Below are 26307 nucleotides of genomic sequence, written 5' to 3'. Positions count from 1 at the left end.
GATCGGCGGACAGGCGCTCCAGGATGCCGTCACTGCTGATTGTCCGGGGAAGGGGCGGAAAAGCCGTTGCGCGCGGCAATTTGCGAGGCCGTGGCGTTGAAGTGGTCGGCGTCGTCTCCGACGAGCAAGACCGGGTCGCAGCGCCTTCCGCATGTAAAGGTTGCCCGGCGCACGCCCTGGTGAACCGTCACCAGACGACCGCTTCCCGCGACGACATCCAGAATGAGGTTGGCCACTTCGGCACCGTCGCCGTCGATCACGATCAGGTTCGTGGAGCCGGGTGTCTTGCCGGTGAGGATCACGGTTCTGTCGTCGCTGAGGCTTGCCTGCGCTATTCCTGTATTGCCGATGATGACTGTGCTTGCAGGCCGAGGAAGCGCAACGGTCTTGGCAAAGTCAACGACAAGCCGCTCCACCCCTTCGGCTCCCATGCTTCGCTGCTGAACGGGAACGATCGCCGTTTTTGACTCGTCCGCTGCGGCGGGCCTGACCAGAGCTGACATTGCCAGCACCAAGACGGCCCCTGTTGAGCGCCTGTACATGGGAAAACTCCTGCTTTGATGACAGTGGGAGTCAACGGCTGGACGTCCCCTTGCGTTCCAGCCGGCTACAAAGAAGTGGCCGCTCGTTCACTCGATGAGCGATACCGTTCGACCGACCAGGATCTCCTTCGTCGGCGAGGCGCAGGTCTCCATCGTCGAATTTCCCGTGAAGGTTACCTGATCGGCAATGATCTGCGTACATCCTCCCGAAACGCTCGAGTTTCCGGTGAAGTCGATTTGGCCCGTCGGCGCGTAGAGGTTTCCAACCAGCGTCGACTCGGAATTGCCTGTTATCTGATGGACTACGCCGACACTTTTGCGGCTTGAGAAAAACAGCAGGCCGGCAAAAGGTCCGGTGGTCGGAGCGGACAGATCGATGTCACCGTTGCCGAGCAGATTGGCGGCCGCCGAATTGACGAAGAAAAAGGTGACGCCGTCGCCGGTGAGTTTTGCCCCGGCCGTTATCGTCAGTTCGCCGCCGTCTATGATATAGAGGCCAGGCTTCAGCGTGATCGTTCCCTTGATGTCGACTCCCCCGCAGAAACGGATTGCCTCGACCCCGCTTGCAAGCCGGTCGAAGACATAGGTGGAGTTCGAGACATAGGTCAGATCTCGGCAGGGAAGCTGCTGAATGTGCAGTTTGTCCGGCTCGACGACGGATGCAAAGGGATCCGGCGTCGGTGGAACCTGCTGGACGGGTTTGCTGCAGCCGGTGAGCGTGAGGCCTGTCGTGGTTACGGCTTCGCCGACCGTATACACGCAATCGGTCGACATGAGCGCGCTGCCGTTCTTCATCAGAAAGGCGTCGGCCGCAGTTGAATTGGAGACCACGCTGCAGCCGGACAATCGAACATCCGTCGAGCCGGTTACGGTTACCGCGCCCGATGCGGAGTTCGACAGGGCAAGCACGCAGGCTTTCGAGCCGCCCGTAACCTGAGCGACTGCACGTGCCTTCATCGTAATGGTTCCCGCACCGAACACGGAAGAAAACAAGCGGGGATGCGTCTCGGTCAACTCGACCGTCACGTTGTTCGATCCACCGGCAGAGCCCGCGGCCGTGGACACGGTGAGGCCGCCCGGCGAAAAACCCGAGCCGCCTGCGACCCTTCGCGCGGCGGCCTCGAGTGCGGATTGTTGATCACCTGCGCGATGGCGCACGGCTGCGGCATAGGCCGATACGTCCGCAGCGTGCTGCAGCTTGCGCTTTTCCAGATACCAATAGCCCGTTTCGGCCCCCAATCCCATCGCCCCGACGAGGACCGGAAAAGCCACCGCAGCGATGACCGCGACGGCGCCGCGTTCCGCCTTCAGAAATCGCCGCGCGACCCCTGGTCGCCGAGGCGAACGGCTCGCTTTATCGATCGCGTCAATTCTCTTGCTCATCCACGTTTCCCAAGCCGAAGCCTTTGCGTGCCGCTACTCGAAACCGCATATCCTTGAAGAAATGCATCAGGGCTTTCCGGTGGGACGATATATCCCGCCCGCCGCCTGCCGGCGATTCGGCCAGTCGGCCTAGTCCGGATCGCAGCCCTTGCCTGGCGTTCCTAGTCCATCAGGTCGAATGGATATTCCTTGGCTTAATAGGCACATTCCGGACATTCCAACCGGCCCGTCGGCCCTTGTGCATGAGGCATCGAAGATGATCTCGACATCCGCAGCCTGGCTCGCTCTTTTTGTCTTCGCCGGAGCGATGACTTACGCCGGCATCAGGGATGTGGTGACGATGACCATATCCAACCGCCTGGTGGTCTCCCTGGTGATCGCCTTCGCCCTTCTTGCGCCCGCTGCAGGCCTGGACCTCGCGACGGTTACGTCAAGCGTTCTCGTTGCCTCCGCCGTGCTCGCTTGCACTTTCGTCCTCTTTGCTGCCGGCTGGATCGGCGGCGGTGACGCGAAACTCCTGCCTGTCGCCGTGCTCTGGCTCGGCGCCGACCTTGCGCTCCCCTTCATCCTCTACACGTCGGTGATCGGCGCGGCCCTGACGGTTGGGCTTCTTCAACTTCGACGGGTGCCTCTGCCGCTCGTCCTGAAGAAAAATGCCTGGGCGAAGCGTCTTCTCGATCGCGAGACGGGCATTCCCTATGGCGCGGCAATGGCGCCGGCTGCCCTTTTGCTGCTGCCGGAAAGCCACTGGTGCTCCGCCCTTCTTTGATCGATCGCGCCACGGTCCGCTTGCGCAAGACGAGGTTTAATCCATGATCCGTATCGTCATTCTCCTGCTCGCACTGGCATCCGGTGGAGCCGCCTCCTGGCTGGCGCTCGGCGTCGGCGAAGAGCCCGCGGTCAAGGTTGCTGAGGTTCGGGAAGCGCCTTCGCAGGAGGTGCTCGTGGCCGCCGCAGAGTTCAAGCGCGGTGCGGCGATCGACGAGAGTCACCTGCGCTGGCAGCCGTGGGAGGGCGAAATCCCTCCTGTCTTCATAAGCCGCAGCTCCCGCCCGGACGCGACGACAGCGCTAAAAGGTTCTCTGGCCCTGAGCGACTTCGTTGCCGGTGAGCCCATTCGCGAAGACAAGCTGGCGCAGCGTGGCACGGGTTACCTGTCGAGTCTGCTGCCTTCGGGAAAGCGGGCGATCGCGGTTCGCGTCACGGCCGAAAGCACGGCCGGCGGATTTATCCTGCCGAACGATCACGTCGACGTGGTTCACACCGCCGCCCGCCCGGACGCCTCCGGCGACGCCGGCAAGGTCGTCAGCCGCGCGATCCTGTCCAATATTCGCGTCCTTGCAGTCGATCAGACCGTCTCGCAGGCAGCCGATGGAACCTCGGTCATCGGCAAGACCGCGACGCTGGAAGTGGATCCGGAACAGATCGCAGCCGTCGCGGCCGCCGAGGCTTCCGGCACCGTCTCGCTCGCACTTCGTGCGATCACCGACAACCACGAGGCCTCTGTCGTCGAGTCCGAGGGAACCAGACGCGGCGTGGTGCGCTTCTTCAACGGCGGACGCATGTCGATGGTGGAGGTTCCCTCCCGTTCCGACGGCAGCTGATCCATTTACGGAACCCTTGACGATGAAACAGCCTGACGAAATCAAAGAATCGCCGCTGCCAGCCACGGCTCCCCCGCTGCTGCCCATTCCGAAGGTGGACATCGCAATCTTCTGCCAGTCGGAATCGGTAAGAGATGCCGTCGCAACGGCGGCGATCGATCGGCGAATGGCGCGTGCCACCGTGACGGTGAAGGCCGGCGGGATCAAAGAGGCGGCGGCGCTCTATGGCGGCGTCACATCGCCGAATCTGGTCGTGGTGGAGAGCGAGGAAAGCGAAGCCTGCCTGATGCAGGCCCTGGAAACGCTGGCAATGGAGTGCGTCACCGGCACCAAGGTCATCGTCATCGGCCGCTCCAACGATGTGGGACTCTACAAGAAGCTTCTGGACGCGGGCGTCAGCGACTACCTCGTCATGCCGCTCGAGCCGATGGATTTCGTTGCGGCGGTACACCGCTGCTTTCGCGATTCCACCGAGGAGAAGCTGGGCCGCATCGTTGCATTCGTCGGCGTGAAGGGCGGAACCGGCTCCTCGACACTCGCACACAATGTAGCCTACGCAATGTCCAAGCGGGTGGATGCCGATGTTCTTCTGGCAGATTTCGATCTTCAGTCCGGGACGCTCGGCCTGAACTTCGATATCGAAGCAAAGCAGGGCATGGTGGATGTGCTCCAGAGCCCCGATCGGCTGGACGACGTGCTGCTGCGGCGGCTGGCGGTGAGCTATACGGATCGCCTTCACCTGCTTCCGGCGACCACGGATCTCGACAAGTTCATCCATCTGCGGGAGGAGGATGTCGACCATCTCCTCGACGTCGCTCGCTCGAGCTCCTGGCATGTCGTCGTCGACCTGCCGCATATCCTCACGCAGTGGACGAGGAAGGTTCTGCTCGAGGCCGACGAAATCGTCGTGACCGCGACGCCCGATCTTGCCTGCATGCGCAATGCCAAGAACCTGATCGATTTTCTGAAGAAGGCGCGACCCAACGATCCGCCGCCCCGTCTGGTGCTCAACAAGGTCGGCACCCCGAAGCTGCAGGAAATCAAACAGAAAGATTTTCTGGCGGCCGTAGACCTTGACGAAAGCGTCTCGCTGTCATTCGACCCGTCTCTCTTCGGCGCTGCGGCCAATAATGGCCGGCTGATCATCGAGTCGGCGCCCGATTCCAAGGCCGGGAAGGCCATCGTTGCGCTTGCCTGGCGGGTCGGCGGGACGCGTGAGCGACGAATCCGCAAAAAAGGGCTAAAGGCGTTGCTGCAGAAAGTGTTCAAGCGCGGCAAACCGAAGGCATCATCCTTGCTGAGCAAGAAGGCCGGCGAATTGAAGACCTCCGAGGCCGGTGCTTCGGCAGTCGAATTCGCGCTGATTGCGCCGGTCCTCGCTCTCGGTCTCGTAGCGACGGCCGATCTCGGTCTTGCGATCAACGAGCGGATGACGATCGACCATGTCCTGCGCGCCGGTGCGCAGGCCGCCATGGCCGATCCCGGCGCGGAACAGGTGGAGAAGGTGCTCGTTTCGACCCTGGCGCAAAGCCCGGCTCTGGCGAGCGCCGCGGTGCCGGCGGTGAAGCGCTACTGCGCCTGCCCGGAAAATGCCGATGTCGCCCCTGAGGCCGCGCCGCAATGCGGAACGGTGACCTGCGCGAACGCGAAACCGCAATTCGTGTATTATCGGCTCGCGGCTGCAAAGTCCTATCGGCCGATGTCCCTGCCGGCGGTACTTCCCGTATTCGAGCTCGGGTCCTCCATGCAGGTGCAAGTCCAATGAGGGCTCCGCCCGCCATCCTTCGCCGCCTGTTGCGCAGTCAGTCAGGCGCTACGGCGGTGGAATTCGCGCTCGTCTGCCTGCCTTTGCTGCTGCTCGTCTTCGGCATCCTCGAGTTCGGCCGCGCCTTTTACGTGCGCAACGAGCTGTCGCACGCCGTCGATGTTGCTGCCCGCCGGGTGCTGATCGGACAGATCGCCCGCGATGCTACGGACAGCGAAGCACTGACCAAGCTGGCTGGGGCGGTGCGCGAGAGCTTTCACAGCGGCGACCCGAGGCTGCTCACTATCGCCGTCAGCAAGGAGACGGTGGACGGCATAGCCTTCCGCGTGCTGTCGATCCGCTATCCCTTTACCTTCGTCGTCCCCGGTCTCGCCCAAAGCCCCGTCAGCCTCAGCCTGTCGCGGCGCATCCCGATCGGTTGACCGGATTTCCATGCGCGGCCCGGGGCGTTTGCAACGACCCGATTGGTTGCGGCCATCGCTATTCGGATACGGGTGCATCGGTCTCCGAACAACCCGTGAACCGCCGCGTGCCGCAGTGAAAAGCTGAAGCAGATTGAGGTTTCGGCGATCGGACTAGACCAACCGGACGAGCCATTTGCTCCGCCGGCTCGGCCATCAGGCTGAATGGATCAAGAGGGTTAACAAAGTCTATATAAGAGCCACACAGCAAGCGGGACACGAGGCAGAACCCGGCCCAACCCTGTGACAGCCGAACCTGGTTTCGGCACTTTCTCCAACCCATTGAAGGACCGAACCATGAAAAATCTTCTCGCCCGCTTTGCCCGCAACGAATCCGGCGCCACGGCAATCGAATACGGCCTCATTGCCGGCCTTATTGCCGTCGCCATCATTACCTCGGTGGGACTCGTCGGCGGCGACGTAAACGCCGCCTTCAACAAGATCGCAACCTCCCTCAACATCACCTGATCCGGGGCGGCCGATCGCCAGGGAAAGCGGAAGGCACTGCCTTCCGCTTTCGCATTTCAACGCTCACGGACTTTCAACAAGCAGAGCGACAACGATGTTCGGCAAGAAATCCCTGTTCGAAGATACGAAACACGAAGCGGACGCTCGACCGGCGCCCGGTAACGCTGAACCGTTGCGGGAGCCGACGAAGTCTCAAAAGCCCGTCGAAGTTCCCGCGGTCGGTACCGAGAAGGCCGATAAGGCCGACAAAGCCGAGCATTACTACGCTTTGAAGAAGGAAATTTTCAGCGCCCTCATCGCGACGATCGACGTCGCAGCACTCTCCGGCATGGATGGGGAGCAGGCGCGCAAGGAAATCGGAGCGATCGTCAACGACATCGTCGCGGCCAAGAAGGCCGGCATTTCGATGGCGGAGCAGAACAACCTTCTCAGCGACATCTGCAACGACATCCTGGGTTACGGGCCGCTCGAGCCCCTGCTCGCACGCGACGACATCGCTGACATCATGGTCAATGGCGCAAACCAGGTCTTCATCGAGGTGAATGGCCGCGTGCAGGAGACGGGGATCCGCTTTCGCGACAACGAGCAGCTACTCAATATCTGCCAGCGCATCGTCAGCCAGGTTGGCCGGCGCGTCGACGAATCGAGCCCGATCTGCGACGCGCGTCTGGGCGACGGTTCGCGTGTCAACGTGATCGCGCCTCCCCTGGCAATCGACGGCCCCACGCTGACGATCCGCAAGTTCAAGAAGGAAAAGCTGACCCTCGACCAGCTGGTCCGGTTCGGCTCGATCTCGCCGGAGGGCGCCGAGGTTCTCAAGATCATCGGACGCGTGCGCTGCAACGTCCTCATTTCCGGCGGAACCGGCTCAGGCAAGACAACGCTGCTGAACTGCCTGACCGGTTATATAGAGCACGGCGAGCGCGTCATCACCTGCGAGGATGCGGCGGAGCTTCAACTGCAGCAACCGCATGTCGTGCGCCTCGAAACGCGGCCGCCGAACATCGAGGGGCAGGGCGAGATCACCATGCGCAACCTCGTGAAGAACTGCCTGCGCATGAGGCCCGAGCGGATCATCGTCGGCGAGGTGCGCGGGCCCGAGGCCTTCGACCTGCTGCAGGCGATGAACACCGGCCACGACGGTTCGATGGGAACACTCCACGCCAACTCCCCGCGCGAGGCGATGGCGCGCGTCGAGGCGATGATCACCATGGGCGGGAGCTCCCTGCCGGCCAAGACGATCCGGGAGATGCTCGTCTCGTCGGTCGACGTGATCGTACAGGCGGCGCGCCTTCGCGATGGTTCGCGCCGGATCACTCACATCACCGAAGTGCTCGGCATGGAAGGCGACGTGATCACGACGCAGGACCTCTTCGTCTACGACATCCTCGGCGAAGACGAGAAGGGAAACATCATCGGCAGGCACCGTTCGACCGGCATAGGGCGGCCGGCATTCTGGGATCGCGCTCGCTACTACGGCGAAGAGACCCGGCTCGCCGCGGCCCTCGACGCGGCGGAAATGAAGGCCGCCGCTTGAATTAAACGCTGACAAAGGGCCAAAACAGATGGCAACCTCTTTGCTGTTTCCCGCCTTCGTTTTCCTCCTGGCATCCACCAGCATCGGCGGTGTGATGATGGCGGCGTTCTATCCGCGTGTCTCCAAGGCAAGCGCCTATCGCCAGAGGTTCGAGCGCATTTCGGCGCGGGTGGACGACAAGCGAACGGAGCCGGCCGAGACGGATGGCCGCGACCGGCGCCGGTCGGTGGAAAAGACGCTGCGCGAGATAGAGGAGAAGCGCCAGGCGAATGCGCGCAAAGGCAAAGTGACGCTTTCGGCCAGGCTCCGTCAGTCCGGCCTTCATTGGTCCCGCAAGGCCTATTTTCTCGTCTGTGCCGGCACTGCGCTGGCCACCTGGGCCGCGATGCTGCTGCTGTTGGGCCTTGGCCCGCTGGTGTCGGTCGGTTTCGCCATCGCCGGCGGTCTGCTCCTGCCGCACCTCTATGTGAACATCAAACGCAATGCGCGCTTTGCCCGGTTCACTGCCGAGTTTCCGAACGCCGTCGACGTCATCGTCAGAGGGCTTAAGGCAGGTCTGCCGATGCCGGATTGCCTGAGGGTGATTGCCACGGAAGCGCAGGAGCCGGTCAAGGGCGAATTCCTCTCGATCGTTCAGGACCAGACGCTGGGTATCCCCGTGGACGAGGCCGTGAAGCGCATGAGCGAACGCATGCCGCTCGCCGAAGCCAATTTCTTCGCCATCGTCATCGCCATTCAGAGCCGCACCGGCGGTAGCCTCTCGGAAGCGCTGGGAAATCTCTCCAAGGTCCTGCGGGAGCGCAAGAAGATGAAGGGCAAGATCAAGGCGATGAGTGCGGAGGCGAAGTCCTCGGCCGGCATCATCGGTGCTCTGCCGTTCCTCGTCGCCGGCGCCGTATATTTCACGAGCCCTGACTACATGACGCTCCTGTTCACGACGACGGTCGGCAAGGTCGTCCTCGTTGGCTGCGGCCTGTGGATGGGCATCGGCATCCTCGTCATGCGCAAGATGATCAACTTCGACTTCTGAGAACTTGAGATGAACCTTGGCGTCCATATCCCAGACCCGGAACAGTTGGCGGCCATGATGGCCGGCTTCTCCGCCTTTTCAGCGGTCGTCGTCGTTTCCTGGCCTTACGTCTTCCGGGACACGCTGTCGGAGCGTATGCGAAAGGTGGAGGGCGAACGCGAGCGTATCCGCCAGCGCGAACGCGCCCGGCTGGAAGAGAAGAGCAAGGTATCCTTGCGTGTGGAGCCGAAGCGGCTCTTTCAGGCGATCGTCGACCGCTTCCGCCTTGCCAAGCAGGCGGAGGACGGCGAGATCGTCCGCAAGTTGAGCATGGCAGGCTATCGTGGCCATGCCGCGGTGACGGCCTTTCTTGCCTTCCGGCTGATCGCGCCGGTTGCCATCTTCACGGCCTGCCTGCTTTACATCCTGTTGGTGGTCCGCCCGGAAGCGCCGCTGCTTCTGGTGGTGGCGATGGCCGCCGCCATGGGCGCGTTCGGATATTTCGCTCCCGCGATCTTCATCAGGAACAGGATCACCAAGCGGCAGCAGTCGATCCGGCGTTCCTGGCCGGAGGCGCTGGACCTGCTGTTGATCACCGTTGAAGCCGGCATGGGAATCGAAAGCGCCTTCCGCAAGGTTGGCGAGGAGGTCGGCACGCAATCGCCGGAAACTGCGGAGGAGATCCTGCTTACGACGGCGGAGCTTTCCTACTTGCAGGACCGGCGACAGGCCTTCGAAAACCTAGGGCAGAGAACCGGAGTGGAGGGCGTGCGCGCCGTCGTCACCAGCCTCATCCAGGCGGAAAAATACGGCACGCCGCTTGGTCAGGCGTTGCGCGTGATGGCACAGGAGAACCGGGACATGCGCATGAGCGAGGCCGAGAAAAGAGCGGCCGCTCTCCCGCCCAAGCTCACCGTGCCGATGATCCTGTTCTTCCTGCCCGTGCTCTTTGCGGTGATCATCACACCGGCGATTATTCAGATCATGAGCATCTAAGAGGGGCGGTGTGGTGCTGCGCGTCAAGTCCGACGCGTAGGCCCCACAACGTTCATGTCCTTGTTTACTCCTCCCGGTTAGCTCCGTCCCCGGGCGATGGAAGCGATGTTCTCGGCTATGCTTTCCAGCGGCAGCACCAGGTCCACGAGGCCAGCACCGATCGCCGACTTCGGCATGCCGAAGACCACCGAACTCTTCTCGTCCTGCGCGATCGCCTTGCCGCCCGCCATGCGCAGCGCCCGAAGCCCCTCCGTCCCGTCATCGCCCATTCCGGTCAGGATGACCGCGAGCGACTCCCCCTTGAAGGCGCGCGCGATCGAGCCGAAGAGGTAGGATCCGGACGGCTTGAAGCCGTTGACCGGAGCATCGTCCGAGACGCGTAGGCGCGATCTGCCCGAGACGCCGAGCTGATAATTGTCCGGTGCGAGGTAGACGGTGCCGGGCTTGAGAAGCTCTCCGTTCCTGGCGACCTTCACCTTGAGCGGCACGGTCGCGTCGAGAGAGGCGGCAACGCCTTCGATGAAGCCGCTCGACATGTGCTGTACGATGAGAATCGGCACCGGGAAATCGGCTGAGAGGTCTCTGAGTATCGAACGGATCGCCGCCGGCCCACCGGTCGAGGCCGCGATTGCCACGATTCCGATCGGCGTCCCTGCCGCCGGCGGTTGGTCTTTGGCCGCGCGATCTCCGCGGGCTTTCTGGCGCCATTGCCGGACGACCTTTACCTGCGACATGGCCTTGATCGTCGAGAGAAACTTTTCTATTGCCGGCTGTTCGAGCGGCATGCCGTGGGCGGCCGGAGTCGGGATGACCGCGAGAGCGCCCGCTTCGAGCGCCCGCGCCGAAATGGTCCCGAGCTGCGAGCCGTCCTGATGTGAGAGCAAAACGACCGGCGTCGGTGCCGCGATCATTATCTCCCTGACCGTTTCTGCGCTGTCATCCCCGGAAGGGCTAAGTTCCAGTGCGACAATGTCCGGCAGGAGTTCGCCGGTCATTCTAACGGCGTCTCTCCCGTTTCTTGCGATGAGGACGAGCTCCGCAGAGGCGTCCCCCTCGATCGCCCTCTTTACGAGATCTTCAAGCTCGTGCGTGGATGTCGCGAGAAGAATGCGTACCATCCTCTTCCCTCAAACGACCTGCCGCATTGTTTCCAGGAAGTCGTGCGCATCGAACTGATCCTTCCTCAGGTAGGCGTTTGCGCCGGCGCGCAGTCCCTTCAACTTGTCTTCAAGGGATTCCCGCCCGGTGACGAGTACGACGGGCGTGCCGGTAAGGCGGTCCGACTGGCGAATGGCCCGGGTCAGCTCGAAGCCATTCATGGACGGCATATCGACATCGGCTACGACCACGTCGGCTCCATGGTCGCGAAGCTGCTTCAACGCTTCCGTGCCGTCGGTCGCCATGGTCACATCGTATCCGGCGCCCTCCAGTATGAGCTTCACCAATGTTCGAACATATTTCGAATCGTCGACGACAAGGACTTTCCGACGAGCGGCCGCAACGGGCCGGCGCCCGACGACGCTCTTGCGAGGCCGCACCTCGGCTGCAGCTTCGGCGAGGGCTGCGACGTTCAGGAGGAGGGCGATGCGCCCGTCGGGGAGCACCATTCCACCGTTGTAACGCCGGACATTTGCCAGGCGCGGGCCGAGCGATCGTGTGAGCAGTTCCTGTTCCCCGGTGATTTCGTCGACGAGCACTGCCATGGGCCCGCCCGGCGAGTCGACAACCACTGCCGGGATGGTTTCGCTCGCGTCGCTCCGGTTCGGCTGGAGGCGGAGCCAAAGCGAAAGATCGACGAAGGGCATCGGACCGGCGGGGGTACGGACGAAATCCCTGTCCTCCACCAGCGTGAAGTCCCCCCTGCCGATCCGGATGACGCGCTGGACGGACGTGGTGTCGATCGTGAACACATGTCCTCCTGCAAGGACTTCCAGAACACGAACCGTTGCAAGGGTCAGAGGCAGGGTGAGGGTAAAGGCAGCACCGCCGGTCGGTACCTGCGAAACGTCGACCGCGCCGCGTAGCTTTTCCACATTGCTTTTCACGATGTCGAGACCTATGCCGCGCCCTGAGAGGCTGGTGACGGTCGCCGAGGTGGAGACGCCCGGCTCGAAGACACGCCGCAGGAGATCCGCTTCGGGTTGCCTGTTTTGAGGGCTTTCGCCTGTCGCCGCACTCAGCAAAGCCAAATTCAGGCCGCGGCCGTCGTCTTCGACACGAACCTCCATCCGGTTTCCGCGCATGGCGGCCGAAACCAGGATGCTGCCCGTTTCCGGCTGTCCTGCCGCCCGACGCTCTTCCGGCGTCTGGATTCCATGCGCAACGGCGTTGCGGACGAGATGGCGCAGCGAATCCTGCAGCGCTGAAATGACGGAGCGATCGACTTCGATCTCTCCGCCCCTGATCTCCAGTTCTGCCCGTTTCCCCGATGCCGCCGCCACGTCCCGGATGATTCGGCCAAGGCCCTTGCACGCCTCCGCAAAGGGCTGTGTGCGCGCTAGCCTGATCTCTTCGTCGAGTGCGGTCACCGCACTTTGCATCAGGCGAACATCCTGGCGAAGGAATGCCGCGAGCTGACGCAGTCCGCTTTCGACACGCGCCACCTGTCCGGCGGGTTCAGAGCCCGGTGCGCGCATTTTCCTTGCTTCCTCGCGCAGCGAAGAGGCCTGCTCGGCATGACGCCGCATGACGCCATTGAAGGTGAGCATCTCACCGCTCCTGTAAAGGAGTGCATCGAGGCGCGCGGCGGAGACGCGCATGGAACCGTCGGTGTCGGTGGTGCGAATGGCGATCTCCGGCTCAGGCACGGGCGGATGGTGGTGCGCTTCTTTCATGCCGTCATGGGAACCCGCGCTTGCGATGGACTTCAGCTTTTCGACCACGTCCTCGCCATGCGCGGGAGAGGGGATCTCGCCGCCCTCAAGCAGATTGGCCGCGTCCCTGATCGCGTCCGCAGCCGACAGCAGCAGGTCCAGCCTCGATCTTTCGAGCACAAGCCGTTCATTCGCAGCGATCGAGAGAATTTCCTCCATCCAGTGACAAATCGTTTCCACGCCGCGCACCTGAAGCAGGCCGGCGGCACCCTTGAGGCTATGCGCCACCCTTAGAAGCTGTTCCTGCAGATGCCGTTTCCGATCCGCATCGCCGGACGCCTCAATTGCCAGCACGGCGTTCTCCATCTCCGACGCACGTTCCCGCACCTCCTGAGTGAACATGGTCAATAAGCCGGGGTCGAGTTCTTCAGGTGTTATCATGTTCGCTGCCGTGGTCGGTGAGCATTTCCTTCAGCCTTGAGCCGAGTTCGTTCAAGTCCTTCGCGGCCTCCTCGGCCTGCCGTATCGCCGAGAGGTTCTGGCTGCTGGTCTGTTCGATGTAATGCATCGCTTCGTGAATCTGCTTCATGCCGGCGCGCTGCTGACCCGCCGACGCGGCGATCTGAGCGACCGATCGCGCGGAGTCGTCTACGATCGCCTCCAATTGCCGGATGGTCTCGCCCGCTTCGCTGACCGTCTCGAGCGCACGGCTGACGCTCTTGGATCCATCCTCGGCGCCGATGACCGCGGAGTTTGTCGATTTCTGGATTTCCATGAGAATGCGGCGGACCCTGGTGGTCGCAGCCTTCGACTGGTCGGCAAGCGTCCGGATCTCGCTGGCGACGACATTGAAGCCCCTGCCGTGTTCACCGGCGCGCGATGCCTCGATCGCAGCATTCAATGCCAGGAGGTTCGTCTGGTCCGCGATCTCGGCAACGACCGACACGATTTCGCCGATCTCGAGGCTGTTTTCCGCAAGCGAGAGAATATCCGCAGCAATCGTTTCCGTCCGCGCGCTGACGGCATTCATTACCTGCACCGTGTCGTCCAGCGCTCTGCGGCCCTCATTGCTGATCTTGACGGCGTTGTCGTAGGAGGCGGCAACCTGCTGCGCGCGCTGCGCCGCCTGTTCTGAAGTCTGCAATACCTCATCGACGCTCGTGACCGTCTGGGCAACGGCCGAGGACTGCTCGCGCATGCCTTCGACCTGTTGCGTGGTGCCGGCGAGAATCTCGGCAGCTGACGATGAGAGGTGTTGCGCCGTTTCCGAAATCGTGGCGAGCAACTTCTCGAGCCTCTCCCTGCTGCCCCGCTCGTTGTCGATCATACCGGCGAGCCTCTCTGTCATCGCATTGAAGGAGGCGCCGAGAACTGCGAGCTCGTCGCTGCCGTCGACCGACGCCTTCTGCGCCAGGTCACCGGCGCTGACCTTTTCCGCCAGCACCGCGAGCGCGCGCGTGCGGCGGGCCAGACGGCGCCCGACCCTCAGCACCTGAAGGAGCACCAGCAGGGCGAGAGCCGAAAAACCGAACTGCAGCAATTGGGAGCGCTGAAGCCGGGTGGCTCCGGCATGTTCGATGCGGCTGATCAATCCGTCCAGACGCGCCGCAAACGCTCTGATCTCCGGATCCAGCTCGTCCAACGCGCCGCGGCTGAGCGGTGCGCTGGCCATGGCGCTTTCCAGAGCGGGCCTGATTTCATCCCGCCATAGTTGGCGGGCTTGTTCGAGCTGCGTGAGGGCAGCAGGTTCGTCCGCTGCCGCCAGTCCGATCCCTTCTTCGCTATTCGCCAGACTTGCAAGAAGCCGCTCATTGCGATCCATCAAGCGGCGCAGTTCGTCGGCAACAGCGGCCCGAGCCGGACCCTCGGCTCGTTCCAGGTGACTGGCCGTGTAGATCATCTGGTAAGCCAGCCGTTCCTTGCCGAGCGAGGACGTCGCCGCAAGATCCGCCTGGACGCGTTCCAGAGCAATGAAACTGGACCCGACGAGCAGCGCCGATGCTGCTAAGAATAGGAGCATTGCCAACCCCAATGCGCCATAGAGGCTATTTGCTGGTCGGGGACTCATGAAACTCGGTCCTTTCCGTCTCGTCGCTGGCGGTGATCTGCCCATCATCAAGAAAGAAGCGGCGATCCTCCAAAAGCAGTCGGCCGTCGAGAATGACCGCCCCGGCTTTCGTCGTCGCCCAATGCCAAGCTATGCCCGCAGCGGGCTCCGCTGCGCGAATTTCCTCCAGCGGGAGCGTCGATATTTCTGGGGCGGCTTCGGAAAGGATCAGGAATTCGGGCCGTTCCCGCCCGCACACGATCGCCCAGTCATTGGCGATGCCGGCCAGTTGCGGGAGATCCAGCGGTCCGCGCAGATCGAATACGGGAAGCAGCTGACCGCGCAGGTCGTAAACGCCACAGGCATGCGGGGGCATTCCAGGGAGCGGGGTGACGCGTGCCCTCGAAACGATTTCGCAAACGAAGCGGATCTCCAGGGCAAACTGCCGATCCCCCAGCACGAAGATCACGAGATCGACGGCCTGTTCTTCGCTTTGCCCGGCGGATACGTCAACGGCCACGCGGGGTGATCGTTGCACGTACTGCGCTTCCGAATCCTGTTGTGCCGCTTCCAGAAGCGCCTCCGTCTGTTCTATCGCGGCTGCCATACGGCTTCTGACGGCGGTCCAGTCGAGCGGACGGGTGGGGGGGCGGGAAGGTGTCTTCATCCGGCTTCGCTCCCGAGATGTTGGCGTATCGTGGCGATCTCTCGCCGTGCGCGCTGCGCCAGATGTCCGGCCGTCGCCTCGGGCATCAACGCAACGTGTTCGCGCGGCGAACGAGAGAGGCAGGACGAGAGCGCATTTTCGAGGGCGCGCAGGGCCGCCTGCGGATCGCTGTCCTTGAGGCAGACACCGAGGAAGAACTGTGCAGCCGCCAGTTTGCCGTCGAGATAGGCCACCCGCCGGAGTGCCGCCGTCGCCGCGTCGGTCTCGCCGCTGGCCATCCGGGAGACACCTTCGAGGAAGTGCAGTTCCGCGGATAGCGGATGCCTCTCGATCGCTCGCGCGGCAAGGCGCGCTGCCTCAAGGGGCTCACCCAGGTCGAAACGCGATCGGATTTGCCGCGCGATGGCCTTGGCCGTATCGTCGCCGGTCGTTTTTCGCGAGGCCGCGGCGCGAGCCCGGGCGGGCGGAACGCACGCGGCCGGGTTGCCGGTCTGGCGCCGAACGGGAGCGAGGCACGCGGTCGGGCTCTTACGTGCGTCCGGAGCCATGATGCGGCGGTAGACAATGCCCGCGGGCGTGATCGACGTCTCGAAGGGGGCGTATTTCCACAGGGGCGGGTCGGTCGGGGCCGTCAGCAGCCAGCCGCCATCGGAAAGGCAGGCCAGAAGCTGACGGGCGATGCGGCGCACCGCGCTCGCCTCGAGATAGACGAGCACGTTGCGGCAAAGGATCAAGTCGAAGTCAGCCAATCGCTTTTCCGGAGCCGGAAGCGCGTCGGTGCCGAGGTTCAGATGAGCGAAGTCAACCTGCCGGCGCAATCGCTCGTTCAGTCGAAAACGCCCCTCGCACGAAGTGAAGTAACGTTGCCTCAGCCTCGGGTCCGTATTCCTCAAGGCCCACTCGCCGTATTCGGCAGCCTTGGCCGCAGCGAGTACCCTCCTCGAAATGTCGGCTGCATCGATCCGGACATCGTTCAGGAGGCCCTCCTCTTCGCAGAGAACGGCAAGGGAATAGGGTTCCTCACCCGTCGCGCAGCCGAGGCTCCAGAACCGCAGAGGAGGCCCCCCGGACCGCCGTCGCAGCAGTTCCGGGAGAATTGTCTGCCGTATCAGTTCGAATTGCTCGGGTCCCCGGAAGAAATGCGTCTCGGCGACCGTAACCGCAGAGATCACGTCATCTGTCAAATACTCGTCCAATCCCAGCCGGTCGAGAAGCGAGCGGCCCTCGCCAATGCGGCGCCGCACCATCACCCGCTCTATCGCCGTGGCGACGGCTTCTTTCCGGGATGCCGAGAAGCTCAGGCCGATCTTGCCTGCAACCTGTTCAGCGAGCTCCAACGAGGGGCGGCGCCTGTTCACTGGACACCTCGTTGCCCGTGTGCCGGACAGGCGCGAAGCGGCGTCGGGATGAAACTCTCTGTCAAAACCGGCTGGCGCATTATCGTTCCACATACATTGACTGCTGTCGTCACTACGTCCTGGCGTGTATTTGCGCTATTCGTCCGGATGACCTAGAGGGCGGCCTATCCAAGCGGACTATTGTCGGTTTTCGGTCATCGGCAAAAGGCGCGCCCCGGCCGCGGCCGCCTCCTGGCGGTTCCTGACCCGCAGGCTTCGGAATAATGCTGCCATGTGGATCTTCACGGTGCCTTCGCCGAGTTTCAGCTTGCGGGCGATTTCCTTGTTCGAGAACCCCTGTACAAGGAGCTGCAAGACTTCGCGCTGCCTCGGCGTAAGGAATTCGATTGTACGGCGGCGTTCGTTCTGGTCTCCCGCGCCAGGCGCTGGCGTCTCTGCTTCGGAAGGGGAGGCGCGGCCTGCAATGGAGGGAGGGACATAGACCGCTCCGTTGAGAATGGCGCGAACTGCTTCGGCGAGGTCGGTGGCGCCAAGGCCCTTGGGGACATAACCGTTTATGCCTGCAGTCAGGGCGGAGAGGATATCCGATCGGCGCGACGATGCCGAAACGACCGCGACTTTCAAATCCGGGTGGACGTCGCGCACGGCAGCAAGGCTGGCGACGCTTTGCATGCCCGGCATCGCCAGATCGAACAATGCCAGCGAGACGTCTTCGCGCTCGGAAAGCCTCTCGATCGCCTCGTCGAGTGACCCGGTCTCGATAATCTCGGTAAAGCGCAATTTGCTCTTCAAAATGAAGCCAAGCGCAATCCTGAAGAATTCATCGTCATCGGCAATAAGTGCGACGCCTGAGGCATTCATTACGCTATCCCCGCTCGCTGGCTCACGCCACGGGTTTCCGAACCCGGCTCGACTTGCAACTAACGATCGTCTCGGCGAATGAGTTCCCGTCATTTCGATCAATGAGCAGTAGTAATTGGATTGTGCCACACACGCCGCGCGACGTGTAGGGCTAATTCCTGCCCTGCTCGGAAACTACGCCATTCGAGTTAGAGGAAACCGGCTGCGATCAGCTTGGAGATTTCCGCGGCGGGCAGGGGGCGCGAAAAGAGGTAACCCTGCACCTCATTGAAGCCTTCCGAATTCACCACCGCCAGCTGATCCTCCGTTTCGACGCCCTCGACCGTTGTCGTCATGCCAAGGCTCTGCCCAAGGCCGGCGACGGCCTTGACGATCGCGAGCGACTCCTTGCCGTGCGGCAGGTCCCGGACGAAGGCCTGATCGACCTTGATCTTGTCGAAGGGAAAGCTGCGCAGGTACCCAAGTGACGAATAGCCCGTTCCGAAATCGTCCATCGCGATCTTGACGCCGAGCCTTCGCAGGTCCTGTAGCAGCTCTAGGTTATGCTCGCTCTCATCCAGCAGAACCGTCTCGGTGATCTCCAATTGCAGACGAGCGGGATTAAGTCTGGTGGCGGAAAGGGCGTTGGCGACGGCCCTCACCAGGTTGCGATGCTTGAACTGGACAGGGGAGAGGTTTACGGCGACGCTCACATGTTCAGGCCAGCGCGCGGCTTGTCCACATGCCTCACCCAGAATCCATTCGCCGATCGGAACGATCAAGCCGGTCTCTTCGGCAATCGGAATGAATTCGGCCGGCGCGATCATTCCCCGTTGAGGGTGTCGCCACCGCAGCAACGCCTCGCAGCAGCTCACGCAGCGCGACTCCAGGCTCACCAGCGGCTGATAATGCAGCTCGAACTCTCCCCTCGCCAGCGCATCCCGCATTGCGATCTTCATCTGCTGGTGTGCTTGCAGCTGCGCATGCATCGCCACGTCGAAGAGCTTGTAGGTGCCGCGGCCGCTGGATTTCGCACTGTAGAGCGCGATGTCGGCCGCCTTGATCAGCTCATCTGCAGAGGTTCCGTCTTCCGGCGCAAAGGCAATCCCGATGCTCGTCCCCACAGTTGCGGCGACGCCCTCGATGCTGAAGGGTTCGGAAAGGGTATCGATCATCCGCTGTGCGAGGCGGAACGCTTCGTCACGTGACTTCGTCAAAGGTTGTATTATGGCGAATTCGTCACCCCCAAGTCGCGCGACGGTCTCCGTGGTTCTGACGGATTGGATCAGTCTTTGAGAGACCTGACGCAGTAAAGCGTCGCCGGCGGGATGGCCGAGCGTGTCGTTGACGGCTTTGAAGCCGTCCAGGTCCAGGCACAGCACTGCCATACGCGCATGGCCGCTCTCGTTCAGCGCCTGCTCGAAGCATTCTCGGAAGAACATCCGGTTCGCGAGGCCCGTAAGCATGTCGTGCCTGGCCATATGCGCGATCTGCTTTTGGGCCAGCAGCGTGTCCTCTTCCGCGCGACGCCGCTCGGTTATGTCTCGGCAGAAAATGGAAATGCCGTCTTGCGTCGGGGATGCATTCGCTTCGACCCACCGGCCGAGCGACGACAAATGGTCCTCGAAAAAGGAGCGGACCCGGCGGTCCATCACTTCGCGGCAATGCTTGGCGAAGCTCCCCTTTTCCTCTTCGGGGAAGAGCTTCCAGAACACTCTTCCCAGCGCCTCGTCTCCGACCTGCAGGAGCTTGCGGGCGTTCTCGTTGAGATAGCGCACGCGCCAGTCGGCGTCGAGCAGCATGACGCTGTCCATGGTGCTCTCGAGTACCGAAGAAAGTTGGTCGGCAGCGGCTTCGGCATGCCTTTGCGCACGACTGATTTCGTCGCTTGCTCGCTTCGCATCGGTAATGTCGCGCCAGATCGACAGGATTCTGAACGGTTTTCCTCGATGGTCCGTGATCGGGGCCGAAATCACGTCCATGCATCTTTCTTCACCGCCGGCATCCCGAACGGAAATCTCGAAACGCGCTGTCTCCCCGCGTCTGACGCTTTCCCAGGCGGCCTCGACCTTGTCGGCGTCGGAAGCTCGCCCGATGGAGTCCCATGTCTGCCCCGTCACCGGAGCACCCTCATCCAGTCCGAAGATACGCCGCCCGGCCTCGTTCATGAGCAGCGGCCGTCCCTCCATGTCGAGCACGCGCACACAGTCAGGACTGCTGTCAAAAATGCTTCTGATAAACGCCTGAGCTTCCTGCTGAGCTACCTCCGCGGCTCGCCGTTCCGTGATGTCGAGAACGGACCCGACATATCCGAGGAACGTTCCGTCGGCGGAGAAGCGCGGTTGCCCGACGTCGATGACCCATGCCCAGCTTCCATCGGCTCGTCGCAACCGGTACTCGCTGTGCACCGGTTCCTTGCCCGCAGTCGCCCTGAAGAATATTTCCTGGACTGCCTGCCGATCATCGGGATGGATGACGTCGACCCAACCGAAACCGAGCGCCTCGGCCTCTGTTTGGCCCGTCGTTTCCAACCACAAGCGATTGAAGAAGCTCGTGTCGCCTGTGGGGTCGGCAACCCAGATCATCACGGGCGCGTTGTCAGCGATGGCTCGAAAGCGGGCCTCGCTTTCGCGCAAGGCGTCGGCGGCGCGTCGCCTTTCGTCGATATCTTCCAGGAGGCCGTACCAGCGCACGATTTTTCCATCCGCGTCTCGCTTTGCGGCTGCGCGAGCGCGGAACCAGCGATAATGGCCGGTCCGGGTCAAAAGCCTGTATTCGCAGTCGAATGGTGCGCCGCTTGCCAGGGAGCGGTGCCATTTCTCTTCCAAAGATTGCGCGTCCTGCGGATGAACGGCTTTGGCCCATCCACTGCCGAGCGTTTCTTTTTCGCCCAGGCCAGTCAGGTCGCTCCATCGTGGGCCAACCTCCAGGACCTCTCCCGCCGTGTTTGCGGTCCAGGGAACCTGCGGGTGAAGGTCGACCAGAGAGCGATAGTGCTCCTCGCTTGCTCGGAGAGTTTCTTCGGTCCTGCGCAGGTCGGTGATATCCACGATCGTCACGACCACGAACTTTTCCTCGGTCGGACCGGCGGGAATGCTCACGCACCGTTTTTTCGTCAGGAGCGTGCGCTGTCTCCCATCTGGCGTCGTGATTTGCTCTTCGAGCTCGTGGCCTTCACCCGTCGAAAGCACGACCCTGTCAAGCGAGACGATCCTGTCTGCCTGCTCCCGCAGTAATATGTCGTGGTCGGTCCGTCCTATGAGCTGGTTCCGGTCTTTGCCCAGAAGCTCGCAAGCCGCGTCGTTGATGAAGACGAACCGTGACGCATCGTCCTTGACGATTACCGCTTCGGCAATGCCATCCATAAGCCGGTGAAAGAGATCATGGGGCCTACGGGAGGGCGGTTCGGGCGTCGGTGCGTTCATGACACGACACTCAGATTGGTGAGGCGCTGTATCGCATTGGAAGAAAGCCCCCGCTAGGTTGTGCAACCTGGGTCAACTGCTCGCGACCGTAAATTGTTCCCGGAGAAAGACACGAGCCCCTTGTGCTTCAAGAATAGGCGCGCGCTTAGGCCGCTTCGAGCCGGCTGAACCGAACCGGGATCAGTTGCCGCGCCGCGAATTGCCCGGCGGAATCCTTGTCGATGACGGTCAGCACCTGTTCTTCCGAGCCGACAGGAAGAACAAGGCGGCCCATTGGCTTGAGCTGCTCGAGCAAAGCCGGGGGCGGCTGCTCAGCCGCCGCCGTGACGAGGATCTTGTCGAACGGAGCGTGCTCGGGCCAGCCGCGAGAACCATCGCCGATACGAATGCCGACATTCGACATGCCGAGGCCGTGCAGGAGAGCTTCGGCCTGACCTGCGAATTCCTCGATGATCTCGACGCTCCAAACTTGGCCGGCGAGTTGCGCGAGGATTGCGGTTTGGTAGCCCAGGCCGGTGCCGATCTCGAGCACGGCCTCATGCGGTTGGGGAGCAAGGAGATCGGTCATGAGAGCGACCATGAAGGGCTGCGACACGGTCTTATCGAAGCCGATCGGAAGCGGCATGTCCTGGTAGGCAAAGGGCGCAGCCGGGACCGGCACGAAAAGATGCCGGGGCACCCGCAGCATCGCTGCCATCACCCGTTCGTCGAGCGCCGCCTTGCCGAGTTCTTCGCTTGCAAGGTCGGCATAGATTGCGACAACCTCGACCATGTGCCTGCGCAGAACCGCGAGATGCTCTTCGTTCATTGGCTTCATGAGGGCGGGCTCTCCTCAGCCAGTCGGCCGGCAAATGGGCCTCTAGACATTAAAGGGTGACCGACATGCAATAGCAAGATCAAATGGCAACAATGGGCTGAGCGATCCGGCGCGTCGTAGGCAATCTCAGAAGGTGTAAGCCGACGGTCGCGCAAGCGCGGACAGAGCATCGGGGATTTGTCAAAGCGACAATAATCTTGTGAAAGACCCGATACTAGGGCACAATTTGTGAGTGCGGCGCTATCTCGACTCCGGCCGTCTTGCGCCGAGAGTTCGTGGCGAAAGGTCGGCGTCGATGCATCAGGGGTTCTTTCTTCTGTTCGCTACGGTGTCCGTGGTCACAGCCCTGACACTGGTTCTGGCGCGCAATCCGGTTCACAGCGCATTGGCGCTGATGGCGTGCTTCCTGCAGATTTCGGCAATCTTCGTCATGCTCGGTGCGCCGCTGCTCGCGGTCATCCAGATCTTCGTCTATGTCGGCGCGATCATGGTCCTGTTCCTGTTCGTGATCATGATGGTCGACGTGCGCGAAGCGGTGCTGCAGCGCTTCATGCCGGGCGGCAACCTGCCGGCGCTCGCGCTGCTCGTCCTGCTCGGTGCCGAGATGGTCGTGCTGGTGCTCTGGAGCGATCGCTTCACCGCAACGCCGCCCGTTGCCGAGCGCGGCGGCGATGCGATCAGGGATCTCAGCAAGACGCTCTTCTCCGACTATCTCCTGCCGTTCGAAGTCGCCTCGGTCATCCTGCTCGCGGCCCTCGTCGGCGCCATCGTGCTGGCGCGGAAGGAACCTGGCTGATGGTCCCGCTCTGGTGGTCGATCCTGCTCGGAGTGGCCCTGTTCGTGATTGGGGCGGGGGGCGTCCTGCTGAGGCGCAATATCCTGATCGTGCTGATGTCGCTGGAGCTGCTGCTCAATTCGGTCAACATCAATTTCATCGCCTTCGCCCAGTACTACGACGACTTCCGCGGACAGATCTTCGCGATCTTTGTCATCGCGATCACCGCGGCGGAGGTTGCCGTGGCCCTCGGTATATTGGTCGCGCTGGTGAGGAACAAGTCCACCCTCAAGGTAGACGACGTCACCATTATGAAAGGATAGCGGCTTGGACCCGGTGATATCGACCCGGCCGCTGCTCGCCGTCGCCGTCGCCGGACTGGCGGCCCTCGCCATCCTCTTTCTCAACAAGCGCGAGAAACTCCGCGACGCGGTATCGCCGGTCGCGGCGGTCGCCATGTTTGCGATCGTCGTCTCCATGGCGCCCACGGTGCTGGCCGGCGGCACCGTCGAACTGCGCCTGTTCGAGATCCTGCCGGGGATCGACTTCGCGTTCCGCGCCGATGCGCTCGGCATGGTGTTCGCCACGGTCTCGTCGCTTCTGTGGATCGTGGCCGCGGTCTATTCCATCGGCTACATGCGTCACTTGCACGAGCATGCGCAGACCCGCTTTTTCGCATGCTTCGCCACCAGCCTCGCGGCTGCGGTGGGCGGCGCCTTCGCCGCGAATCTGTTCACGTTGGTTGTCTTCTACGAGGTGCTGAGCCTCGTCACCTATCCGCTCGTCTACCACCACGAGGACGAAGACGGATGGCGGGGCAGCCGCAAGTATCTCGTCTATCTGATGGGCGCTTCGAAGAGCGTGCTTCTCGCTGCCTTGGCGCTGACCTACCACATCGCCGGGTCGCTCGACTTCGTGGCGGGCGGGCTGCTGGCCGGCGCCAATGCCTCGGCGACGCTGCTCGCGGTCGTCTATTTCTGCTATCTTTTCGGCTTCGCCAAGGCGGCCGTAATGCCGATGCATGCCTGGCTGCCCGCCGCAATGGTGGCGCCGACGCCGGTCAGCGCGCTTCTGCATGCCGTGGCGGTCGTCAAGATGGGCGTCTTCTGCGTGCTGCGGGTGATCTTTCATGTCTTTGGTGTCAGCATGGTCGGGGAACTGGGCCTCGGCATCGCCACGGCCTATCTGGTCTCGTTCACCATCCTGATGGCGTCGGTCTACGCGCTGACGCGGGACGACCTGAAGGCGAGGCTCGCCTATTCGACCGTCAGCCAGCTCTCCTACATCGTCTTGGGCGCGGTACTGCTATCGCCGCTGGCGATGGTCGGCGGCATCATCCACATCGCCGCGCATGCATTCTCCAAGATCACGCTCTTTTTCTGCGCGGGATCGATCTATTGTGCGTCCGGAAAACGCAATATCAGCGACATGGCCGGCATCGGCCGCAGGCTTCCCTGGACGATGGGGGCATTCTTCGTCGCGTCGCTGAGCATGATCGGGATCCCGCCGACGGCAGGTTTCGTCAGCAAGTGGTATCTGGCGGAGGGCTCGGTAGAGGCCGGGCAGATTGCGTTCCTCGCCGTGCTGCTCGCAAGTTCGGTCCTCAACGCCGCCTATTTTCTGCCGGTCAGCTACACCGCCTTTTTCGAGTCGGAGACCAAGGAGAGCCGGGCGCCGGTTCGCGAAATCCCGCTGGTCACGATCCCGCTGGTCGCGACCGCGATCCTGTCGGTGCTGATGGGCATCTTCCCCTACTATTTCCTCACCCTCGCGGACGGAGTGATCCGATGATCAAGCCTGTCGTCGTTTTCTTTGGTGACGCGCAATATGCGAGGCTGCGCCGGCGGCTGTTCTATCTGGTGCTCGTCCTGATCGTCGTCGCCGACTTCCTGGTTCGCCGCGATCACGCCGAATACCTGTGGGAGCGCCTGCCGGGCTGGTCGGCGGCGTACGGTTTCGGCTCCTGCGTGCTGCTCATCTTCGTTTCCAAGTTTCTCGGCCACCGGGCCGGGCTGATGCGGCGCGAGGACTATTATGACTAATTTCGTCCATCCGGCCCTCATCTTCATTCTGGGCGCTCTACCGATCCCGTTCTTCACGGGACCGGTGCGTAAAGCCTATCTCGTGCTGATCCCGGTACTGGCGGTCGTCGTCGTCCTGGCGATAGAGCCCGGCAGTTATGGCGAGACGCAGTTCCTCGGCCAGGAAATTCTGATTGCAAAGGTCGACCAGCTCAGCACCGTCTTCGCTACCGTCTTCACCATCATGGCGCTGATCGGGACGGTCTATGCATTGCACCTTTCCGACGCCGGCCAGCATGTAGCCGCCTTCGTCTATGTCGGCAGCGCGCTCGGGGTGGTGTTCGCAGGCGACTATCTGACCCTCTATCTGTTCTGGGAGGGCATGGCATTCGCGTCGGCTTATCTGGTCTTCGCTCAAGGAGGGCGACAGGCGATCCGCGCTGCCTTTCGGTATCTCATGGTCCACGTCACAGGCGGCGTCATCCTGCTCGGTGGAATTCTGCTCCATGGGGCAGCCCCAGGCTCGCTGCTCTTCGGTCCGGTCGAGGGCGCTTTGGACGCGGGTACCTACCTCATTCTTGCCGGCTTCCTGCTCAACGCGGCGGTGCCGCCGCTCAATGCCTGGCTGACCGATGCGTACCCGGAGGCGACCGTCACCGGCGCGGTGTTCATGAGCGCCTTCACGACCAAGACCGCCGTCTACGTGCTGGCGCGGGCGTTTCCGGGTATCGAACTGCTGGTCTGGCTCGGCACGGTGATGGCGCTCTACGGCGTCATTTATGCTGTGCTGGAAAACGACTGCCGCCGCCTTCTTGCCTATCATATCGTCAGTCAGGTGGGCTACATGGTCGCGGGCATCGGCATTGGCACCGAGCTGGCGGTGAACGGGGCCACCAGTCACTCCTTCGCGCACATCCTTTACAAGGGGCTTTTATTCATGGGTGCCGGGGCGGTGATCTACGTCACCGGCCGGCGCAAGCTCACCGAGCTTGGCGGGCTCTACAAGGCAATGCCGCTGACGGTAGCGCTCTATATGATCGGCGCCTTTGCGATCTCGGCATTTCCGTTCTTCTCGGGTTTTGTCAGCAAATCGATGGTGATAGCCGCAGCAGGGCAGGATCACCGCGCGCTGGTGATGCTGGCGCTGACGATGGCGTCGTCCGGGACATTCCTGCACACCGGGCTCAAGCTCCCCTATTACATGTTTTTCGGTACCGACCGGGGGCTGCAGGCACGGGAGCCGCCCGGCAACATGCTGGTCGCGATGGGCATGGCGGCAGCGCTCTGCATTGCCATCGGCGTATTCCCCGGCCCGCTCTATGCGCTTCTGCCCTATCCTGTCGATTTCGAGCCCTATACTGGCGTCCACGTGACCGAGAGCCTCGGGATCCTGATGTTCACGGCTTTGGGCTTCGTAATCTTCCTTCGGGCGCTCGATCCCGAGAACACGATCAGCCTCGACACCGACTGGTTCTATCGCAAGGGCGCCCGCGCCTTCATGTGGTTCGCAGAAAGACCGTTGGCGCGGTATGAGAAAACGGTCAGCGACGTGTCGGAGACTGCGGTACTGCCCTTCCTGCACGGCTCGGCGCGCACGGGGGTGCGGCTCGATCTCAATGGCGTGGACGGCGTCGTGAATGGTTTCGCCCGATGGATCCTTGACGGCGGCAGCGTATTGCGACGTTGGCAGAGCGGCGTCGTCACCCATTACGTGCTGGCGATGATCGCCGGTCTGATCGCGGCCATCCTCGTCTTTGCGGTGGTGTGGAGGTAGGCACG

The 26307-nt window shown here is 62.5% G+C and carries 23 protein-coding genes; 13 read left to right on the top strand and 10 right to left on the bottom strand.

All coding sequences use genetic code 11. From position 1 onward, the window contains the following. Window positions 1–29: 29 nt before the first annotated feature. Window positions 30–542 (bottom strand): pilus assembly protein N-terminal domain-containing protein, encoded by a 513-nt coding sequence (locus BHD07_RS10425; protein WP_100673455.1) that lies wholly within the window; start codon window positions 540–542, stop codon window positions 30–32. An 87-nt stretch (window positions 543–629) separates the two neighbouring features. Next, window positions 630–1925, bottom strand: a complete 1296-nt coding sequence (locus tag BHD07_RS10420; RefSeq protein ID WP_338279766.1) for a pilus assembly protein TadG-related protein — start codon at window positions 1923–1925, stop codon at window positions 630–632. Window positions 1926–2181: 256 nt separating this feature from the next. Here BHD07_RS10420 and BHD07_RS10415 point away from each other — a divergent pair, with 256 nt between their 5' ends. The 8 genes from BHD07_RS10415 (at window position 2182) to BHD07_RS10380 (ending at window position 9765) form a co-directional block, all read left to right on the top strand. Next, window positions 2182–2694: an A24 family peptidase gene (locus BHD07_RS10415; protein ID WP_338279764.1), complete on the top strand. Its 513-nt coding sequence runs from the start codon at window positions 2182–2184 to the stop codon at window positions 2692–2694. A 43-nt stretch (window positions 2695–2737) separates the two neighbouring features. After that, window positions 2738–3529 carry a Flp pilus assembly protein CpaB gene (gene cpaB / locus BHD07_RS10410; protein ID WP_338279762.1) on the top strand — a complete coding sequence of 264 codons (792 nt, stop codon included), beginning with the start codon at window positions 2738–2740 and terminating at the stop codon, window positions 3527–3529. Between the two features lie 22 nt (window positions 3530–3551). Next, window positions 3552–5294: an AAA family ATPase gene (locus BHD07_RS10405; RefSeq protein ID WP_338279760.1), complete on the top strand. Its 1743-nt coding sequence runs from the start codon at window positions 3552–3554 to the stop codon at window positions 5292–5294. Continuing rightward, complete coding sequence (locus BHD07_RS10400) at window positions 5291–5716, top strand: TadE/TadG family type IV pilus assembly protein (protein WP_338279758.1); 426 nt, start codon at window positions 5291–5293, stop codon at window positions 5714–5716. Before BHD07_RS10405 ends, BHD07_RS10400 begins: the two co-directional genes overlap by 4 nt. 336 nt (window positions 5717–6052) lie before the next feature. Beyond that, entirely contained in the window at window positions 6053–6223 is a 171-nt protein-coding gene (locus tag BHD07_RS10395) for a Flp family type IVb pilin (RefSeq protein WP_100673449.1), read from the top strand. Between the two features lie 94 nt (window positions 6224–6317). Beyond that, entirely contained in the window at window positions 6318–7760 is a 1443-nt protein-coding gene (locus tag BHD07_RS10390) for a CpaF family protein (protein WP_338279754.1), read from the top strand. Window positions 7761–7788: 28 nt separating this feature from the next. After that, a complete protein-coding gene (locus BHD07_RS10385; protein ID WP_338279752.1) occupies window positions 7789–8790 on the top strand; it encodes a type II secretion system F family protein in 1002 nt (333 codons plus the stop codon). 9 nt (window positions 8791–8799) lie between these two features. Further along, on the top strand, window positions 8800–9765 hold the full coding sequence (locus tag BHD07_RS10380) for a type II secretion system F family protein (RefSeq protein WP_338279749.1): 966 nt from the start codon (window positions 8800–8802) through the stop codon (window positions 9763–9765). Between the two features lie 77 nt (window positions 9766–9842). Here the strand turns inward: BHD07_RS10380 and BHD07_RS10375 are convergent, their stop codons facing one another. The 8 genes from BHD07_RS10375 to BHD07_RS10340 all read right to left on the bottom strand — a co-directional run bounded on the left by BHD07_RS10375 (window position 9843) and on the right by BHD07_RS10340 (window position 21732). Continuing rightward, the gene (locus BHD07_RS10375) at window positions 9843–10883 is read right to left on the bottom strand and encodes a chemotaxis protein CheB (RefSeq protein WP_338279747.1); all 1041 of its coding nucleotides are present in this window, start codon (window positions 10881–10883) and stop codon (window positions 9843–9845) included. A 9-nt stretch (window positions 10884–10892) separates the two neighbouring features. Then, window positions 10893–13019 carry a hybrid sensor histidine kinase/response regulator gene (locus BHD07_RS10370; protein ID WP_338279745.1) on the bottom strand — a complete coding sequence of 709 codons (2127 nt, stop codon included), beginning with the start codon at window positions 13017–13019 and terminating at the stop codon, window positions 10893–10895. Continuing rightward, entirely contained in the window at window positions 13006–14646 is a 1641-nt protein-coding gene (locus tag BHD07_RS10365) for a methyl-accepting chemotaxis protein (protein ID WP_338279743.1), read from the bottom strand. Before BHD07_RS10365 ends, BHD07_RS10370 begins: the two co-directional genes overlap by 14 nt. Then, window positions 14624–15292 carry a chemotaxis protein CheW gene (locus BHD07_RS10360; protein WP_338279741.1) on the bottom strand — a complete coding sequence of 223 codons (669 nt, stop codon included), beginning with the start codon at window positions 15290–15292 and terminating at the stop codon, window positions 14624–14626. The genes BHD07_RS10365 and BHD07_RS10360 overlap by 23 nt, the downstream gene beginning before the upstream one ends. Beyond that, window positions 15289–16650 (bottom strand): protein-glutamate O-methyltransferase CheR, encoded by a 1362-nt coding sequence (locus BHD07_RS10355; protein ID WP_338279739.1) that lies wholly within the window; start codon window positions 16648–16650, stop codon window positions 15289–15291. Before BHD07_RS10355 ends, BHD07_RS10360 begins: the two co-directional genes overlap by 4 nt. A gap of 177 nt (window positions 16651–16827) precedes the next feature. Continuing rightward, a complete protein-coding gene (locus tag BHD07_RS10350) occupies window positions 16828–17511 on the bottom strand; it encodes a LuxR C-terminal-related transcriptional regulator (protein ID WP_018096365.1) in 684 nt (227 codons plus the stop codon). 188 nt (window positions 17512–17699) lie between these two features. Beyond that, window positions 17700–20915, bottom strand: coding sequence for a sensor domain-containing protein (locus BHD07_RS10345; protein ID WP_338279735.1), 3216 nt, complete (start codon window positions 20913–20915; stop codon window positions 17700–17702). A gap of 145 nt (window positions 20916–21060) precedes the next feature. Next, a complete protein-coding gene (locus BHD07_RS10340; protein ID WP_275598241.1) occupies window positions 21061–21732 on the bottom strand; it encodes a protein-L-isoaspartate(D-aspartate) O-methyltransferase in 672 nt (223 codons plus the stop codon). Window positions 21733–22027: 295 nt separating this feature from the next. Here BHD07_RS10340 and BHD07_RS10335 point away from each other — a divergent pair, with 295 nt between their 5' ends. The 5 genes from BHD07_RS10335 to BHD07_RS10315 are packed head-to-tail and all read left to right on the top strand — an operon-like array spanning window position 22028 to window position 26302. After that, on the top strand, window positions 22028–22528 hold the full coding sequence (locus tag BHD07_RS10335) for an NADH-quinone oxidoreductase subunit J family protein (protein ID WP_102763241.1): 501 nt from the start codon (window positions 22028–22030) through the stop codon (window positions 22526–22528). Beyond that, window positions 22528–22830 (top strand): NADH-quinone oxidoreductase subunit NuoK, encoded by a 303-nt coding sequence (gene nuoK, locus BHD07_RS10330; RefSeq protein ID WP_100673253.1) that lies wholly within the window; start codon window positions 22528–22530, stop codon window positions 22828–22830. Before BHD07_RS10335 ends, nuoK begins: the two co-directional genes overlap by 1 nt. Before the next feature lie 4 nt (window positions 22831–22834). Then, the gene (locus tag BHD07_RS10325) at window positions 22835–24298 is read left to right on the top strand and encodes a monovalent cation/H+ antiporter subunit D family protein (RefSeq protein ID WP_338279729.1); all 1464 of its coding nucleotides are present in this window, start codon (window positions 22835–22837) and stop codon (window positions 24296–24298) included. Further along, complete coding sequence (locus BHD07_RS10320) at window positions 24295–24549, top strand: hypothetical protein (RefSeq protein ID WP_100673255.1); 255 nt, start codon at window positions 24295–24297, stop codon at window positions 24547–24549. The genes BHD07_RS10325 and BHD07_RS10320 overlap by 4 nt, the downstream gene beginning before the upstream one ends. Beyond that, a complete protein-coding gene (locus tag BHD07_RS10315; protein ID WP_338279726.1) occupies window positions 24542–26302 on the top strand; it encodes a Na(+)/H(+) antiporter subunit D in 1761 nt (586 codons plus the stop codon). The genes BHD07_RS10320 and BHD07_RS10315 overlap by 8 nt, the downstream gene beginning before the upstream one ends. Window positions 26303–26307: the final 5 nt, after the last annotated feature.

The organism is Sinorhizobium sp. KGO-5 (genome assembly GCF_036245905.1).
Classification (GTDB): Bacteria; Pseudomonadota; Alphaproteobacteria; order Rhizobiales; family Rhizobiaceae; genus Sinorhizobium; species Sinorhizobium meliloti_A.
The sequence above is the reverse complement of the archived record's forward strand: the minus strand, read 5'-3'. Positions and strand labels throughout refer to the sequence as shown.